General features: G+C 50.5%; 11 protein-coding genes and 1 tRNA gene. 5 read left to right on the plus strand and 7 right to left on the minus strand.

What is annotated here, in order from left to right; genetic code table 11:
* Nucleotides 1-180: 180 nt before the first annotated feature.
* The 4 genes from CRO74_RS25610 to CRO74_RS25625 all read left to right on the plus strand — a co-directional run bounded on the left by CRO74_RS25610 (nucleotide 181) and on the right by CRO74_RS25625 (nucleotide 4202).
* A complete protein-coding gene (locus CRO74_RS25610) occupies nucleotides 181-579 on the plus strand; it encodes a hypothetical protein (RefSeq protein WP_097130205.1) in 399 nt (132 codons plus the stop codon).
* Nucleotides 580-651: 72 nt separating this feature from the next.
* Nucleotides 652-3516, plus strand: coding sequence for a M16 family metallopeptidase (locus CRO74_RS25615; protein ID WP_097130206.1), 2865 nt, complete (start codon nucleotides 652-654; stop codon nucleotides 3514-3516).
* Between the two features lie 15 nt (nucleotides 3517-3531).
* On the plus strand, nucleotides 3532-3864 hold the full coding sequence (locus CRO74_RS25620) for a nucleotidyltransferase family protein (RefSeq protein ID WP_144035979.1): 333 nt from the start codon (nucleotides 3532-3534) through the stop codon (nucleotides 3862-3864).
* 44 nt (nucleotides 3865-3908) lie between these two features.
* Nucleotides 3909-4202 (plus strand): HepT-like ribonuclease domain-containing protein, encoded by a 294-nt coding sequence (locus CRO74_RS25625; protein WP_218840237.1) that lies wholly within the window; start codon nucleotides 3909-3911, stop codon nucleotides 4200-4202.
* A 206-nt stretch (nucleotides 4203-4408) separates the two neighbouring features.
* Here CRO74_RS25625 and CRO74_RS25630 read toward each other — a convergent pair.
* From CRO74_RS25630 to CRO74_RS25660, 7 genes are all read right to left on the minus strand, one after another.
* Nucleotides 4409-4484, minus strand: a tRNA-His gene (locus CRO74_RS25630).
* A 115-nt stretch (nucleotides 4485-4599) separates the two neighbouring features.
* The gene (locus tag CRO74_RS25635) at nucleotides 4600-5214 is read right to left on the minus strand and encodes a superoxide dismutase (protein WP_097130209.1); all 615 of its coding nucleotides are present in this window, start codon (nucleotides 5212-5214) and stop codon (nucleotides 4600-4602) included.
* 56 nt (nucleotides 5215-5270) lie between these two features.
* On the minus strand, nucleotides 5271-5705 hold the full coding sequence (locus tag CRO74_RS25640) for a nucleoside deaminase (protein WP_097130211.1): 435 nt from the start codon (nucleotides 5703-5705) through the stop codon (nucleotides 5271-5273).
* A 106-nt stretch (nucleotides 5706-5811) separates the two neighbouring features.
* Nucleotides 5812-9495: an Ig-like domain-containing protein gene (locus CRO74_RS25645; RefSeq protein ID WP_097130213.1), complete on the minus strand. Its 3684-nt coding sequence runs from the start codon at nucleotides 9493-9495 to the stop codon at nucleotides 5812-5814.
* 288 nt (nucleotides 9496-9783) lie between these two features.
* Nucleotides 9784-12867 carry a serine hydrolase domain-containing protein gene (locus CRO74_RS25650; RefSeq protein ID WP_097130215.1) on the minus strand — a complete coding sequence of 1028 codons (3084 nt, stop codon included), beginning with the start codon at nucleotides 12865-12867 and terminating at the stop codon, nucleotides 9784-9786.
* A gap of 541 nt (nucleotides 12868-13408) precedes the next feature.
* Entirely contained in the window at nucleotides 13409-13654 is a 246-nt protein-coding gene (locus tag CRO74_RS25655; protein ID WP_097130217.1) for a hypothetical protein, read from the minus strand.
* A 244-nt stretch (nucleotides 13655-13898) separates the two neighbouring features.
* Entirely contained in the window at nucleotides 13899-14723 is an 825-nt protein-coding gene (locus CRO74_RS25660; RefSeq protein WP_097130219.1) for a T9SS type A sorting domain-containing protein, read from the minus strand.
* Between the two features lie 178 nt (nucleotides 14724-14901).
* On the opposite strand from CRO74_RS25660, the gene CRO74_RS25665 reads away from it, so the two are divergent.
* Nucleotides 14902-16860, plus strand: a complete 1959-nt coding sequence (locus tag CRO74_RS25665) for a sensor histidine kinase (protein ID WP_097130221.1) — start codon at nucleotides 14902-14904, stop codon at nucleotides 16858-16860.
* The last annotated feature ends 61 nt before the right edge of the window (nucleotides 16861-16921 follow it).

Below are 16921 nucleotides of genomic sequence, written 5' to 3' on the forward strand. Positions count from 1 at the left end.
GCGCCCCCGGTTATCCATAGTCAACCCCTTCGGGGTTAGTTAGCGTGGTGGGTGTCTTCTGTCTGAAGGGGCATGAGAGGTGTGCACACCATCCGAGGGCTGTGCCCCCGGTTATCGACAGTCAACCCCGTCGGGGTTAATGGGTTAGGCTTTTCTGGGGGAAATTAGTAGTATTAGGGTATGAGTACGCATCATGCCAACGACCTTAAGCAGCAGATAGAGCACATACTCCGATGGGAGCAATCGTCCCACTGGCGGGTACACGATTACGTGTATCTGAGCGAACTCGTTTCCCGTCATACCCAACGACAGGTCGATGCTCGGGAGTTACAGGCATTTTGGGAGTCATCGGCGGTGCCGCCCAAACCGTCGCTGGATACCCTCGCTAGTTTCGTTGATTATACCGACTGGGACGACTTCTGCTCCCGCAATGCCTACGGGGTTATGGAGGTCGATGAAGAGACACAACTGCTTCATGCTCCCATGTGGGAAATTCCCGTACGTTGGGTGATTGTCCTCTGCTGGCTGTCGGTTATAACCTCTGTTGTGGTTGGGATTTTGTTAGTATGGAAACGCTAAACGATTCCACGTTTCGTAACGTTATTGTCCATATTATTGCCCCGAGAACCACAACCCAATTTAAGCGACCGAATGGTACGTTATCCTTTATGCCTGAGTCTGTTCCTCAGCGCAACGCTGGTGCTGGCACAATCCACGCCCAAAGCTAAATCATCAACAAAACCGGCTCAAACGTCTGCCAAGACCCAGACGACGACGCCAAATCTGAACAGCCCCATTCCTCTCGACCCCGACGTGAAAGTCGGTAAGTTGCCGAACGGCCTGACCTATTACATTCGCAAGAATGCCGAGCCCAAAAACCGGGCGGAGTTGCGGTTGGTGATCCGGGCGGGGTCGGTGCTGGAGAACGACAACCAGCAGGGGCTGGCTCACTTTATGGAACACATGGAGTTCAACGGCACCAAGAATTTTCCGAAAAACGAGCTGGTCAACTTCCTGCAATCGGCGGGTGTCCGGTTCGGGGCCGACCTGAACGCGTATACGGGTTTTGACGAAACGGTGTATCAGCTGCCCGTTCCGACGGATTCGGCCAACGTGTTCACCAACGCTTTCCAAATTCTGGAAGACTGGGCACACAACGCCACCATCGACCCTACCGAAGTCGACAAAGAACGTGGTGTCATTCTGGAAGAACGTCGGCTTGGTCGCGGGGCGGGTCAGCGGATGCGGGACCAGTATTTTCCGATGCTGCTGAACAATTCGCAGTACGCCAAACGTCTGCCCATCGGTACCGAACAGGTGCTGACCACCTTCAAGCCCGAAGTGCTGCGGCAGTTCTATAAAGACTGGTACCGACCCGACCTGATGGCTGTTATTGCCGTTGGTGATTTCGATCTGAAGCAGGTGGAAGGCATTATCCGACAGAAGTTCGGTCGAATTCCGGCGGTGAAAAATCCCAAACCCCGCACAGAGTACGACATTCCGGCGCACAAAGACACCAAAGTGGTCATCGTAACCGATCCTGAACAGCCGAACACGGTGGTGCAGGTGATTTATAAGCGGCCCGAAATCAAGGAAAAAACGCTGAATGACCTTCGCGAAAGCATCAAGCGCGGCCTGTTCAATACCATGCTCGGCAACCGGATTCAGGAGTTGACCCAGCAGGCGAACCCCCCATTTTTGGGCGGATACAGCAACTACAGCGATTTTCTGGGTAACCTTGATGCCTTTACGTCCATTGCTGTGGCGAAAGAAGGCAACGTCGAAAAAGCTATCCGGGCCGTGCTCGACGAGAATGCCCGTGTCAAACAATTTGGCTTTACCCCCACCGAATTGGCCCGCGCCAAGCAGGAATTCATGACCAACGTGGAGCAGGCCTATAGCGAGCGCGATAAAACCCGGTCGGTCAATTACGTAAACGAATACGTGCAGAACTTCACGGATAAGGCTCCCTACACAAGCATTGATTTCTATTACAACTTCCTCAAAAAAGAGCAGGATGGTATCAAACTCGCCGAAGTCAACGCGCTGGTCGACCAGTTTATCCACAACGACAACCGGGCGGTCATTGTCATGGCACCCGAAAAAGACAAAGCCAAATTGCCAACCGTCGAACAGATCATCAGCTACGTCGACGATGCCGGAAAGGGCCTGACGGCCTATGAAGACAAAACCCTCGACAGCCCCTTGCTGACCACTCAACCCACAGCATCGCCCGTGGTGAACGAGAAGCAGATCAAGGACATTGGCGTAACGGAATGGACGTTGAAGAACGGCGTTCGGGTGGTGCTGAAACCCACTAATTTCAAGAACGACCAGATTCTGTTTTCGGCCAGTAGCCCCGGTGGCACGTCGCTTTATGATTTGAAGGATTTTCAGTCGGCGCGGTTCTCGTCAACGCTGGCGGCTATGGGCGGCACGGGTGCATATAACCAGATTCAGTTAGGCAAATTTCTGTCGGGCAAGCAGGTTAGCGTGTTCCCGTATGTGGGTGAACTGAACGAAGGTATCAACGGCAGCGCGGCCCCGAAAGACCTGGAAACGGCCTTGCAACTGCTATATAGCTACTTTACCCAGCCCCGCAAAGACCCCGACGTGGTGAAAGGCTTCCTGTCGAACCAGCGGAGTGCGTTGCAGAACCGCATCAATACCCCGACTCCGCAGGGCGTTTTTCAGGATACCGTCACCGTCACGCTGGGCAACAACAACCCCCGTCGGCAGCCGCTCAAGCCCGAAGATCTGGACAACATCGACCTCGACCGGGCGCTGAAAATCTATCAGGAGCGTTTTGCCAATGCCGGTGATTTCACGTTCTACTTCGTCGGTAACTTCAAGGAAGATCAGCTAAAGCCGTTGGTCGAGAAATACCTCGGCGGCTTGCCTGCTACGGGTAAATCCGAGAAATTCAACGACCTCGGCATCCGGGCACCCAAAGGCCAGATCAGCAAAACCGTATACCGGGGCGTCGACCCCAAAGCCGCCGTGCAACTGGTATACACGGGTGACATAAACTGGTCGCCGGAAACATCGACCCAACTGGACGCGCTGGCCGAAGTGCTGGAAATCAAGCTGACCGAGAAGTTGCGCGAAGAGGAAAGTGGCGTGTATGGCGTTGGGGCCAGTGCGGCCTACGCCAAATATCCGGTGCCGCGCTACACCTTCCGCATCAACTTCGGCTGTGCGCCCGAAAACGTGGAGAAGCTCATTGCCAAAACGCAGGAGTTGATCAACAGCCTGAAAGAGAAAGGAGCCCTCCCCGCCGACATTGCCAAGTTCAAAGCCGAAACCCGTCGCGAAACGGAAGTTCAGCTGAAGGACAACCAGTTCTGGCTGGGTTATCTGCAAAACCAGTACTACAACGGCGACGCCCCCGACGAGGTACTGCACGAAGCTGAGCAATTGAACAAAGTGACCGTCGAGAGCACCAAAGCCACTGCCAACCAGTACCTGAGTTCGAATTTGATTCGGCTGGTATTGATGCCGGAGAAGAAGCAATAAGAAATTTAACGACCTTTGCCAACTAGTAGTCAAGAGCTTATGGAGCTGAACAAACAAACTGTCCTACAATTCATACAGCGTAATCGCGAACACATCAAGTCCTTTGGTGTGGCTCGGATTGGCCTATTTGGCTCATTTGTCCGGAATGAGCAGCGGGTGGATAGTGATATTGATTTGCTGGTTGATTATGAAGTAGGGAAGGCATCGTTCAGAAATCTAATGGACTTAGCTTTCTTCTTTGAAGATTCGTTTCACCGAAAAATAGAGTTGGTTACGCCATCGTCATTGAGTGAACGACTGAAACAGTACATCGCAAAGGAAGTGGAATATGTCGCGCTCACTGATTGAATACCTGGAGCATACCGCCGAAGAAACTGATTTTCTTGATTAGTGTGTCCACTGATCTCTCCCTCGAACGATTATTAGCCGATGAGCTACGGAAGCGAGCTATTGTCAGAAGTCTTGAGATAATAGGTGAAGCCGCTAAAAAAGTAGATGAAGAAACCCAATATGCTTACCCGGAAGTTAGCTGGCGCGCTTTTGCTGGTATGCGGGATATTCTGATTCACCAGTATTTTGGGATCAACTATGATATTGTATGGGAGACGGTTCAGAATGAGATTCCCGAACTAGCCTTTCAGATTAAACGGATTATTGCTGATTTACAGAAACGAGGTATAGACTGAGTTCGAATTTGATTCGGCTGGTATTGATGCCGGAGAAGAAGCAATGAGAGTGGAATGATTTGTCGTGCGTCGTTTATACAGCTATAAACGACGCACGACTTTTTCTAAACTTACAGTTTAAGATCGTATGCCGCCATGTGAACGCGTAGGTATTCAGGAAAGCGAAAAACAAAAAAGGCCTTGACGAAATCAAGGCCTTTTAAGTAGGGTGAAAGACGGGGCTCGAACCCGCGACCTCCGGAACCACAATCCGGCGCTCTAACCGACTGAGCTACAATCACCATTTTTGAGAGTGCAAAAGTAGCGATGATTTGTGAATTATGAGTTATAAATGACAAGTTTTTTTGCAGTCAAGACTCGGAAAAACCATCATTTATAACTCACACAAATTCATCTTTTACGCCTGTTTGCCCTGCTGGTACCGTTTTTCGGCGGCATTCCAGTCAACTACATTAAAGTAAGCGGCAATGTAATCGGGTCGGCGGTTCTGGTATTTCAGGTAGTAGGCATGTTCCCAAACATCAAGACCGATAATAGGGAAACCTTTCACTTCGGCAATGTCCATCAGCGGGTTATCCTGGTTTGGCGACGATGTGATCGCCAGTTCACCTTGAGGTGTAACGATCAGCCACGCCCAGCCCGAACCAAAGCGCGTTGTTGCTGCCTTGGTAAACTCTTCTTTGAAGGCATCGAAAGAACCAAATTTCTGATCGATAGCTTCGGCGAGGGTACCCGTTGGCTGACCGCCACCGCTACCGGAGATTGTATTCCAGAACAGGGTGTGGTTGTAGTGACCACCTCCATTATTACGAACCGCAACGGGCGCTGAACTTACAGAAGCCAGGAGGTCTTCAATGGATTTGTTTTCCATTTCGGTGCCTGCAATGGCGTTATTGAGATTCGTCACGTAAGCATTGTGGTGCTTCCCGTGGTGAATTTCCATGGTTTGCTTGTCGATATTCGGTTCGAGCGAATCGCTTGGGTAAGGAAGTGGGTCTAATACAAATGCCATTTTACTAATCAGTTAGATGGAAGAACAATCGGTTGAAGTAACAACCCTATTTCGAATTATGTTCTTAAGCGTGTAAAAAACTTAGCGAGCAAAGCCTGACTTTCTTCGGCAAGTACGCCGGTTTCAACCCGGGTTTTTGGGTGTAACAGGTTGGTTTCTATGCGGCTGTATCCCCGCCTGGCATCAGCGGCTCCAATAACGAGCCGACCGAGTTGCGCCCAGAATAACGCACCAGCACACATGACACAGGGTTCCAGCGTTACGTACATGGTACAGTCTGGCAGATATTTACTGCCTAAATATTGCGTAGCCGATGTAATCGCCATGATCTCGGCATGGGCCGTTACATCCTTTAACTGCTCCGTTTGGTTGCGTGCTTTGGCAATAATTCGGTTCCGACAAACAACAATGGCGCCAACGGGGATTTCGCCGTTATCGGCGGCTTCCTCGGCCAGTGCCAGGGCCATTTCCATAAAGTAGTCGTCGGGCATGCTGGTTATCGGTTAGTAGAAATTAGTTATTGAGTTAATACACACTAGAAACCTTCGTGTCTGGTACATAACAATGACGTATTAACTCAATAACTAATAAGCAATTTTACTGCTTCAGTACCTTTCGTATGGTTTGGCGTTCGCCCACCTGAATACGAAGGAAGTACTGCCCACTCGGCTGATCTGTCAGGTTCAGCTCATTAAGTTGAGCACGCGTTGTGTGTTGTAGAACCGGCTGGCCGCGTTGATCCGTGAGGGTTATGCGGGCTGGCTCACGGGTCAATGGAAGGTTCAATTCAATGAGCAGGGTGGTGGCCGTTGGTACCGGATACGCCTTGACCAGCGGGTCGAGTGAGTTATCATCAACACCCAGCAACGGCAGTACGGAGATCGTTGCCGTACCCGAAACAGGGCCGCTGCCACAACTGTTGCTTACGCTTGTCAGGCGATAAGCCGTTGTTCGGGCCGGTCGGGCCTCCACAACGAACGGATTGGTGCTTGCCGTTATTGGGTAAGTACGCAGGCTATCGGCATAGACGGCGTCCCAGGGGCCATCGCCCCCGAAGGTGATCGTCAGATTGGCCGGGGAGCCTTCGTAAATATTCTGAGAGCCGGTCAGCGTAGCGCTTGCCAAAGAACGTACCGTCAGCAGCGTAGGGCTATTGGCACCTATAATACCAATTTCCGGATTGTCGGCTTTTACCCGTACATAATATTGGCCGCTTGCCAGGGTAATCGGGATTGGCCCGGTGACTGGTGAACTGGTTGCTGTGCTCTGGAAGGTAAACTTTTTTGATGTGTCGGCTACGCTGGCCACTTCAATCCGAAAGGCGTTACCCGGATTAAACTCGCCGGTTGTCGTAAAAGGAACCGATAGTGACGTACCTGCACACAAAGTCGTCGTGGCAAACGAGCTGGTCGATACCGTTGGTACCCGAACCGTGATCGTGGCCGTTGTACCCGGTAACCCTACTCCACAGCCATTACTAACGCTGACAATCTGATAGGTTGTATTGCCGCGTGGTAACACGGAAATAGTTGTATCGCCCTTCGTCTGGCCCGAGTAGCCTTCGGTTAGGCTATAGCTGTAGGGACCGGCACCCGTAAACTTAAGTTGTAAAGGTGCTCGCTGGCCGAGGTTGACATTCGTAACTGGTGCTGACAGGGCTAGTGTTGGGGGGGTGTTGACAATAACCCGAATGGTTGCCCGGGCACTGGCGCATCCGTAGTTGGCTATCTGATACACATAAAATGGGTCGCCACCCGCCTGTACATTCTTGTTCAATGTGGAGGGAACGGGTGCATTAATGCTCACATTACCCGCCGGGTCAACCCATCGTAACTGAGCACCGGTTTCGTTGGTGCTAGCTTCCAGCGGAACGGCCCGGTCATTGACACAATATGTAACAACTGGCTTTAATACTGTAGGAAGTGCCGGGGTTAACACCGATACCTCCAGCCGCGCTGCTGTGCTTGTACAACCATTTACTGTCTGCGTAACCAAGAACACCTGAATACCGGCTTTCTCAACAGAAGGGACGGGCGCGTTGGAAAATGGATTCCCATCACTGAGCGACCATTTCAGTTCCGAGCCACTCGCCGTTAACGGGGGTATATCTTGTTCAAGTTGGTCGAACTGCTTCTGGCAGTAAATGAGTGGCTTAACACCGGGTGCAGCCGGTAAGGGTTTGATCGTTACCGTAAGGATCGCTTTGGTTCTGCTTTCACAGCCATCGAGCGTCTGGGTAGTTTTGTACACCTGGTCGCCAACGGTGCCGGTAGGTGGCTCCGGTGCTTTGGAAAGCGGACTATCAGACGCATCAAACCATTTTATATTTGTTCCGCTGGCGGTCAGCTGTTGTGTTGGAGCATTATTGCAAAGGCCAAGTGGACTAACACCGGGCGCACCCGGCGTCGTTTTGACCCGAACGGTAATGGGAGCCCGGCCTGAAGAAGTCCCTAAGCCCGATTCACAGCCATTCAACGTCTGGCTTACGTAAAAGGTATAAGTCTTATCAACTGTATTGGGAACCGTCGGTGGATTATCTGTCCTCGTACCTCCCGAAGAACTTTCCCCATACCAGTTTAATGTAGCCCCACTGGCAGCCGTTGCACTGAGCGGCAGTGCATCGTAGTTTTGGCAAAAGCTAATATCCTTTGTGGCAGGCCGTTCCGGCGTATCTTTTACTTGCACAGGAATTGTCTGCACATTACTTATGCAGCCATTTTGGGTCTGGGCAACGTAATAATTTCTAATGCCAATGAATGAGGCTCCCGTTTCCGGTCTGGATGCAGTCCCGCTGGGCGTGCTTGTCGAATCCAGGCCAAACCAATTCAAGGTACCAGCAGCGTTCGCTATTAATGGATCGGACGCCTGACCTTCGCAATATACCTTAGGAGTTGGAAACGTAGGCCGATCGGGGACTTTATTCACCGTTACGGTTATGGCTGCCGTAGTACTTGTACAGCCGGTACTGTATTGTTGATTAACATAATAGGTAACTTGCCCGGCTGCATTGGTTGGTGGCGAGGGAGCGCCTGTCAGTGCACTACCATTAGCATTGAACCAGTTCAACGTTGCACCGCTAGCGGCATTGGCTACCAGACTACGAGTGGCTCTATTCTGGCAGAAGGTACCGGGGTCCTGGAAAGTGGGTGCAGCCGGTACCGGGTTTATGATGACAGAAATAGGCGTTCTGGGAGAGCTTTGGCAGTTCCCAACTTTTGATGCCTGCGTTACATAGTAAGTTGCACTCTGTGTATTGCTTACGCTCGGAGCCGTTGGAGATGATGTGCCGCCTGACGAAGAGGTACCCCACCAGCGTAATTCATAATCGCTGGCATTGGTTACCGTTGCCGTTAACGACCCAATTGGTGAACCTGAGCAAACGGGACTTGGTCCTTTTACAATAGGCTCCGGTGGTGTTTTAACAATGGTGACGGAAATAGACGCCCGACTTGTACCGACGCAGCCTTCCGGAGTTCTCTGACTAACATAGTAGGTGTTACTGTTCTGATTATCAGGGCGGGGTGCCGTTGCTGATGAGGTGCCGTCGGCCGAAGCAGTACCCCACCACAGGAGGGTATTACTACCCGTGGGAGTAGCCGTCAGTAGATCTGTTGTAACACCCTGACAGTAGGATGGACCAGGTGTTGGTACGGATGGGGCCGCTGGAAGTGGTATCACTTTAAACTCAACCAATGTACGATCACTTTCACAGCCAAACGCGTTGGTTTGACTAACATAGTAAGTCCCGCTGGTCGAAGGCTGGGGTGTGCTTGCCAGCCTACTACCCCCTGAAGAAGAATTATACCAGTTTAGTTGAGTGCCACCATCACTAAGGGTAGCGGTTAAGGGTTTCACCGGATCACCGCTACACAACATTTGTGGGGAGGTAGCCACCGGAACATCCGGCTTACTAACCGTTAGCTTCGTCGCACTAGTCGACACGCTGGTCTGCGAACTTGAGGGAGTAACGCGAAAAACATAGTTTGTTCCTTTGGCCAGTGTTACAGGCAACGTAACCTGAGTAGCCCCTGTCCCTCTGCCTGCAAAAGATCCGAAGTTAGTAGGGAACGTAGTACCCGAAGGGTCGGATAAAGAGATCGCAAATGTGTTGCCAGCAGTAAACGAGCCACTTACTACGTACGTAACTGTAACCGCACTACCTGGACAAACAGTTGATGGAGAAAAGGTGACACCGGTTATCGTCTGTGCCAGACTTTTGTTAGTTAACCCGGCAATACACAACCAGGCAAGTAAACAGGAGTAGAATATACGTCCCTTCATAAACAGAAAAGTGAATCATTTAGACCCCTAAAGTTAATGCATTTATGGACTACTTAACGATTCTGGTAAATCGCGAGCCTATGGCGGTTGCTCCTACTATTCGTATAAATACAGAAAGTTGCCGTATACAAATTAGGCATTTTGGTAAAGGCAAAATGATCTATAATCAGTAAATAAGCATATTCAGGACGTATACAAATAAAAAACCACTCCCAAATAAGAGTGGTTTATCAGCCTGGATTAGGCATTTGTTGTACGAAGTAATTTTGAAATGAATGCTAAAATCTATTATTGAATGGCACTATAGATAACTTCGTGGATGCGTCGACGAAGCTTTGTCGTGTTAATGGAATTGTTGCCCGCAGTTGGGTAAATACGGTTCGAGAGAAAAATGAATATCAACTCCTGATCGGGGTCAACCCAAACAACGTTGCCTGTGAAACCCGTATGGCCGAACGATCGGGCTGAAACCTGTTGCGCCATATACACACTGCTGGCACTTTCAGGATTTGGTTTGTCCCAGCCGAGGGAGCGGTGACTACGATTGCTCAGGGTCTGGGTAAAGTAAGGTACCGTCATTGGCTGGAAAATACGCTCGTTGCCATATACGCCTTTTTGTAAGTTCATTTGTAGCAGCGTGGCAATGTCACGGGCATTGCCAAACAGCCCGGCATGACCGGAAACCCCGCCTTGTACAGCCGCCATCTGGTCGTGTACGGTACCTACCAGAAGCTGGTTTCGGTAATAGGTGTCCTGTTCGGTGGGCGCACACTGCGGGTTGGGTAGCCGCTGCAAAGGCGTAAAACCGAGTTGGTGGAGCCCCAGGGGTTTATACACATTCTCGGTAACGAACTTATCCAGTGGCTGCTTGCTAACCCGTTCAACGATTTTCTGTAGCGTCAGGAAATTCAGATCGCTGTACACAAACGCCGGTTTTCCCGATTCGTCCGTCTTGCGCGACATGGGCGATTGAACCACCCATTTCCAGACAGAATCTTTCAATGCGGGTACACCCCAAAGGGTTGGCGCAATTTGAAGCGTGTGCAAACTATCGCGAACGGCTCCGTAATATTCCGCTTTCAGGCCCCCGCCGGGTAAACGGGTGCGGTCCCAGGTAGTTGGGTAGAAAGAAACCATGCCAGACTGGTGCCAGAGAAGATCCTGAAGTGTAATATTCTGCTTGTTTGTATTGCGCAACTCCGGCAGATAAAGGGATGCTTTCTGTGTCAGGTCAATTTGTTTGCGGTCATACAACACCATGACCGATTGTAACGTAGCCAGCACTTTCGTCAGCGAGGCCAGGTCATACAGGGTTTCGTCGGTCACTTTCTCGGCACCGGCCGCGTAGGTCAAGGCACCGAAGTTTTTGCTGTATACAACTTTTCCCTTCCGGGCCACCAGAATCTCACAGCCGGGCACAACGTGGTTTTTAACTGCCCCCTGCGCAATGGCGTCAATCTGGTTCAGAACCGTTGTTTTCATGCCAACGCTCTCCGGCGAACCCGTCGATAGTCGTCCTTCCGGGTTGAGTGTATGGCCAAGACCCACTTTCAGATCACCAATCGAAACGGGCAGCATTCCCTTCGCGCCCAGTCCCCCAAACAAAACCTGCGGAACCACCCGCTCCATGTCTTCCAGTTCCTGATAAGCACAAACCAGGGCGTCTGCTGCAGAAAACTGAGGTAAGCTGTAGGGCGACCCAAAGGCTGTTACGATGACGTTCTTCCCTTGCTGCTTCAGCCGGGTAATTAAGTCGAGAGACGGTTTCGTGATTCCGTATTTCCGAAGCCCGGATTCACTCATCCGATGAAAACTAACCACAACCGTGTTGGCTTCGCTCAGTTGAGCAACAATATGGGAGAGATCTGCTTCCGAAACGGGTTTTTCGGGATAAGCCAGCGTCTGGAAAGGCGCATATTGATTCAGCGTTTTCTGAAACACATTTCCCGGCTCGGCCCCAATCGCTACGGACGCCAGTTTCAGTGTATCCAACTGCTTTAATGGCAGTAAGTCTTTCTTGTTGTCGATAACCGTTACCGACTGCTCGCAGAGTTCCTGCTTTAACAGTTGCGCTTCGGGCGAGTTAAGTTCTCCTGACAGACCCGCCAGATTAATAGGTTTGTAATGATGAAGACCGACCCAATACTTGGCGCGAAGAATCTTCTTGACCTTTTCGTTGATGAACTCCTGGCTGATGATTCCCTGCTGAACAGCGTTGAGGATGTTTAGCGTTGCCTCCCGGACGTTTTCGGGATAAAGTAAAATGTCGTTTCCTGCCATCAGAGCACGCAGATTGACATCAATCGCCTTCGGCGACCGGCTAATGCCGCCCATGTTCAGTGCATCGGTAAACACCAGTCCCCGAAAGCCCAGTTCTTTCTTGAGCAGTTCGGTAACGATTTTTTCGGATAGTGTTGCCGCCAGTGCGGGGGTATTGTCCATCACCGGCACGTGCAGGTGGCCCGTTACAACGCCCATCAAACTGTCGGCAATAAGCTTGCGAAATGGATACAGATCAATGTCCCGCATCTGCTCCGACGACCGGCTAACGGTTGGTAGCGTGTGGTGCGAATCGGCGTTGGTATCGCCGTGGCCCGGAAAGTGCTTAGCGGTGGCGATGACGTGCGTCTGCTGCAATCCCCGCATATAAGCTGAGGCTTTCAGAGCCACATTTTCCTTGGACTCCCCAAAGGAGCGAACACCGATAACCGGATTGGCCGGGTTGCTGTTGATGTCGGATACCGGGGCGAAGTTGATATGAATACCCAGCCGCTGACACTGCCGACCAATTTCGGCACCCATCCGGTAAATCAGTTCATTATTCCGAATAGCCCCCAGCGACATTTGTTTGGGGAAATTCATGGTGCTATCCAGCCGCATACCCAGTCCCCATTCGCCATCAATGCCAACGAGTAACGGTACCTTAGATGCTGCCTGGTATCGGTTTGTTAGAATAGCCTGCCGGTAAGGTCCACCCTGGAAGAAGATCAAGCCACCAATGTGGTTTGTTTGAATAAGGTGTTCAATGTATTGGTAATGATTTTCGTGACGATTTGAGAAGGTTGCCACCATGAAGAACTGACCAATTTTCTGTTCGGCAGTAAGCGTATTGAAGACACTATCCACCCAATGCTGGCCGCTATCAGACATGGTGAATACCTCAACCGGACGGGCATCCGGCCCGAATTTATATGAGGCAATAACAGCTTTTGGCACAACGGCTACAGGCCGTTTGGCCACCAATCGGTGCGTTTTCTTTGAGGCAATTCTCGCCCATATGTTACGCCCTGGCTTTGTGAAACCGAGAGCAGTAAGCAAACTGACGAGCAGGAGGCCGACGAGTAAAATTGGTCTTAAAACAATGTTCCGCATGGGCACTCAGTAAGTAAATAATGACGGTCAGCTGGCGGCAGTTACAGGCCAAACCATAAAAATAGCCAATGACTACCGTAAACCATAGATAATCGTTGAATTGTCTAATTTTTTAACGAAATATTATAGGACAATAGTTTATTGTACTAGATTAATACAATATTAAATGTATAAGCAGGATTATATTTAGTCCAGTAAATCAGTTGGTTAAGGGTACGTGTTCAAAAAAAATAAGTACAAAAGTGGCGTTAGCTTACTGGATAAATTTGTCTGGAGAGAAGCCTGTAAAAATTGGCTGAACGAGAAACTGTAACTAGCTTACCGGCTGGCTTACAGGAAGGACAACAATGAGTTGATAAGAGAAGAAATAAAAAAAGCCCAGTAATGGGCAAAGGACAGTTGATGCCTGGCTGACAACTGATCGAAATAAGAAAAAAGCAGATAGCCTACATGAAATCGACTAAGCAACTACCTGAAAATGGGAAACATGCATGGCAGATTTTACCACCTGAAGTTGCACACCCACAGGACTAAATGAAAATCAATAAGGACGTGCTGGCCGCACATGCGTGAGCGCAGCTATCAGGCGTTCGCTGATGATTAATTTCGTTGTTTGAACGGTCTGTTGCCAGCAGGCCGAAGCGGTTTCTTTATGCCTGCCTACCGAAGCGGATGATTTCGCCCGCATCTGTTTCCGGGCGGCAAACATATTGTGTGGATGCCCCATGCCAAACGACTGTCCGCTGATGCCCACGAGTAAAATGCCGATGACGAGAAGAGTTTTCATGACCTTTGGTTTCTAAGAACAATACAAAGATATAGGTTTAGTTTGGTATCTTGCAATACATAGTACTAAAATTTTAAAAATATTTTTGGGTTTGGTGGAGTTGGTTAAGTTAGTGTAATAGGCGAAGTGGGTTAAGTGAGTGAAGTAAGTAGGTTGAGTAAGTGGAGGCTAACCAATACAGGTATCAGTACTTACTGCACCTACTCCACTCACTTCACTAACTCCACCCACTCTACTACTCCACCTACTCCACAATAACCCGCTTTACCGCGCCGTCTTCATTCTGAGTAACGGTAATGAAATAAGCACCCTGTGCCTTTTTGCCCAGATCGATCTGCCCGACAAATTCTCCGGAGAAGTCTTTTATATCCCGACGCGCTACTTCTTTGCCTTTCGGGTTAGTCACAACAATACTTACATCGCCCTTGGCAGGTGCTGTAAATCGGACATTCAGTTGATCACGATCCGGATTGTTCGGGAATACATCCAGCCCACGAATGGTGGACGGCTTACCACCAACATTCCGGGCCCAGTCTTCAAACGGGCGAACCAGTTGTCGATCGAAATCGCGGGGGATCGTTAGTTTTAGTCGGTTAAGTTGATCGGCCAGTGAATCCGTTCCGCGCCGGAATTCGTACCGCCAGGTCTGGTTGTTCCAGAAATCCTGATCGTTCCGGGGCAGTCTGTTCCGCTGGGCGTATGCATCGGCTGGTTCTCGTCGTTTGTTAGGCGTAACCCGCTCCCGCGTCACCACCCGATCTCCAGCACCATCTTCGATAATAATGGTCATCTGGCGTTTACTGCCGTCTTTGCGGGTAGCTTTCAGGGAATCGACCAGTTTCATCACCAGCTTATCCCGATCCGGGTCAGTCATTCCATCCGTCCGGTAAGTACGTTCAATTTCTCGCACCTCACCGCCATTGCGCTCAATAATGCGCACGTTTACTTCCCCTTTATCTGGTTTTTTTGAGGGGCTGGTCGGCTTCTGAGCAAGAGCAGCTCCATTGAACACAACGGCCAGCAACAGGGCCGACGCGAACTGGTATCCGGCAAAAACTGTTTTTTTCATGGTATATACGAGTTGCAAACGAAAGAACCATAGGGTATTAAACGGATTGATACTGGGCTTGTTAAAGTTTGTTAACGAGCCAATGTGTAGCGGGGCTGGTTCGTACTTTTACTAACCCCTAAGCCCGCTTTCCTATAGATGATAAAGTTGGTTAAAGGTTGCATGAGCGAGTAAAAAAATGTCGAAACAACGCATACGCTGGATTGTGGCACTGATGGCTATCGGCCTTTTGGGGCTGGTAGGGCTGCAATTGTACTGGATTAGCAGCGCCTTACAGTTGCAGAAAGAACAATTTGCCTATAAAGTGACGGATGCCCTGCAGGAAGTTGTTCGGGCATTGGAGCGGCAGGAGGTTTATTACCAGACCAATCAGCGCGTTCGGGCCCGCGAACAGCAGGACCGCCTGATGGCTATCGCCAAAAAAGAAGGCCGGGCGGCACCAAAGTCATCAGGCGAACACGTAGCCGTACATTCGGAAGCCACACCGCTCACCAAACCCAAACGTACCCGGCAAGCATCAACAGACCAGTTGGCGGCCCGGTACGGTTTGCCACCGGGTATGACGGCCGCCGGTACTATGGTGGTTCAATCGGATGTGCTGCATCCAATCGTTCGGCCGCTCTCGGCCGAACAGATGGCGGTCGTTGAAGAGTTTTTTCGTCAGCAGGATGAATTAATGGCCGTTGGCGACTGGCAGGCGCAGCTGGCCCAGCAACAACAATTTGACCACTGGGTCGAAAACGTACTGAATAGTGAATTGACCCGCATTAATAATCAGATGGGCCACCAGACCGGGCAGGATTCGTCTGGGCGGGTGGCTAAAAATCGGCTTCGCCGGGCCGCACAAGAGCGAAAAAAACAGTCGCCAGATGGCGTTGCCACGTTAAAACCTGGTTTGCCAACCCGACCGGCCAGTGTAAGTCAGAACCGGGCTGAGGAGCAATCGCACAGGATCAAAGACGTTCTGAAAGGTCTTCTGATGTCTGACCGCCCAATTGAAGAACGCATCAATCGGCTGGCACTCGATACGCTACTACGGCAGTCTCTGTCCGAACGGGGCATCGATATTCCGTTTGCTTACGCAGTGCGAACTCGCCAGCACCCTCAATTCCTGTTTACGTCTCTGGGTATTGATGCACAGCAGTTTGATAAAAATGGCTACAAAGCGGCTCTTTTTCCAATTAACCTAATGGAAAGAGGAAATTACGTGTATGTCTATTTCCCTACCCAGCAACAGTTCATCCTGAGTCGGCTGGGATTTACGTTTGGGGCATCGGTCGTGCTGATTCTGGTCATTCTGGCCTGTTTTTACATTGCGATCAGTACAATTGTTCAGCAAAAGAAGCTGGCCGATATCAAGAATGACTTCATCAATAATATGACCCACGAGTTCAAAACGCCCATTTCAACGATCTCACTGGCCGTTGAGATGGCGCAGGAGCAGATGAACGCGGGAAAGGCCACCTGGCCCAAAGAGCCAACGCCCGGCCCGTTGAGTGATGAACTGGCGGGGCGTCTATCGCGGTATATGGGCATTATCCGGGACGAGACCCGGCGGTTGGGCTCGCACGTTGAGAAAGTGCTGCAAATGGCATTGCTGGATCGGGGCGAGATTAAACTCAACCTATCACCCGTAAACGTGCATGACGTCATCGAAAAAGTCCTGAACAATCTGGGACTGCAAATCGAGCAGCGGGGGGGCGAAGTCGACCTTCATTTCGAAGCCGACCGCGAAGTGGTGGAAGCGGATGAACTGCACCTGACCAACATCATCTATAATCTTCTCGATAATGCCCTGAAATACTCGCCCGAAAGTCCGCACATTACCATCAGCACACGGAGTCTGCCCGATGCATCGGCGGTGCCCGGCGCAGCCACCACACTTCCGGGGGTAAGCATTACAGTCTCAGATCAGGGCATGGGTATGACCAAAGAGCAGACCAGCCGGATTTTTGAAAAATTTTACCGGGTACCCACCGGCAACCGACACGATGTAAAGGGATTTGGTCTGGGGCTCAGCTATGTAAAAAAGATGGTCGATGAACACCACGGCCAAATCATGGTTGACAGCCAACCCGGCAAAGGCAGTTCATTCGAAGTCATTATACCGTACAAACAAGAGTTTGTAGTCAAGTAAGAAACTAAGTGGAGTAGTGAAACAAACTCGCGGGTATACTTCACTCATTTCACCTACTACA

Source organism: Spirosoma fluviale (genome assembly GCF_900230225.1).
Classification (GTDB): Bacteria; Bacteroidota; Bacteroidia; order Cytophagales; family Spirosomataceae; genus Spirosoma; species Spirosoma fluviale.

What these genes read in the sequence shown, in the direction of transcription:
- CRO74_RS25610 (WP_097130205.1), top strand. Translation starts at nt 181, where the DNA reads ATGAGTACGCATCATGCCAACGACCTTAAGCAGCAGATAGAGCACATA.
- CRO74_RS25660 (WP_097130219.1), bottom strand. Translation starts at nt 14,723, where the DNA reads ATGAAAAAAACAGTTTTTGCCGGATACCAGTTCGCGTCGGCCCTGTTG.
- CRO74_RS25655 (WP_097130217.1), bottom strand. Translation starts at nt 13,654, where the DNA reads ATGAAAACTCTTCTCGTCATCGGCATTTTACTCGTGGGCATCAGCGGA.
- CRO74_RS25650 (WP_097130215.1), bottom strand. Translation starts at nt 12,867, where the DNA reads ATGCGGAACATTGTTTTAAGACCAATTTTACTCGTCGGCCTCCTGCTC.
- CRO74_RS25635 (WP_097130209.1), bottom strand. Translation starts at nt 5,214, where the DNA reads ATGGCATTTGTATTAGACCCACTTCCTTACCCAAGCGATTCGCTCGAA.
- CRO74_RS25640 (WP_097130211.1), bottom strand. Translation starts at nt 5,705, where the DNA reads ATGCCCGACGACTACTTTATGGAAATGGCCCTGGCACTGGCCGAGGAA.
- CRO74_RS25615 (WP_097130206.1), top strand. Translation starts at nt 652, where the DNA reads ATGGTACGTTATCCTTTATGCCTGAGTCTGTTCCTCAGCGCAACGCTG.
- CRO74_RS25665 (WP_097130221.1), top strand. Translation starts at nt 14,902, where the DNA reads ATGTCGAAACAACGCATACGCTGGATTGTGGCACTGATGGCTATCGGC.
- CRO74_RS25645 (WP_097130213.1), bottom strand. Translation starts at nt 9,495, where the DNA reads ATGAAGGGACGTATATTCTACTCCTGTTTACTTGCCTGGTTGTGTATT.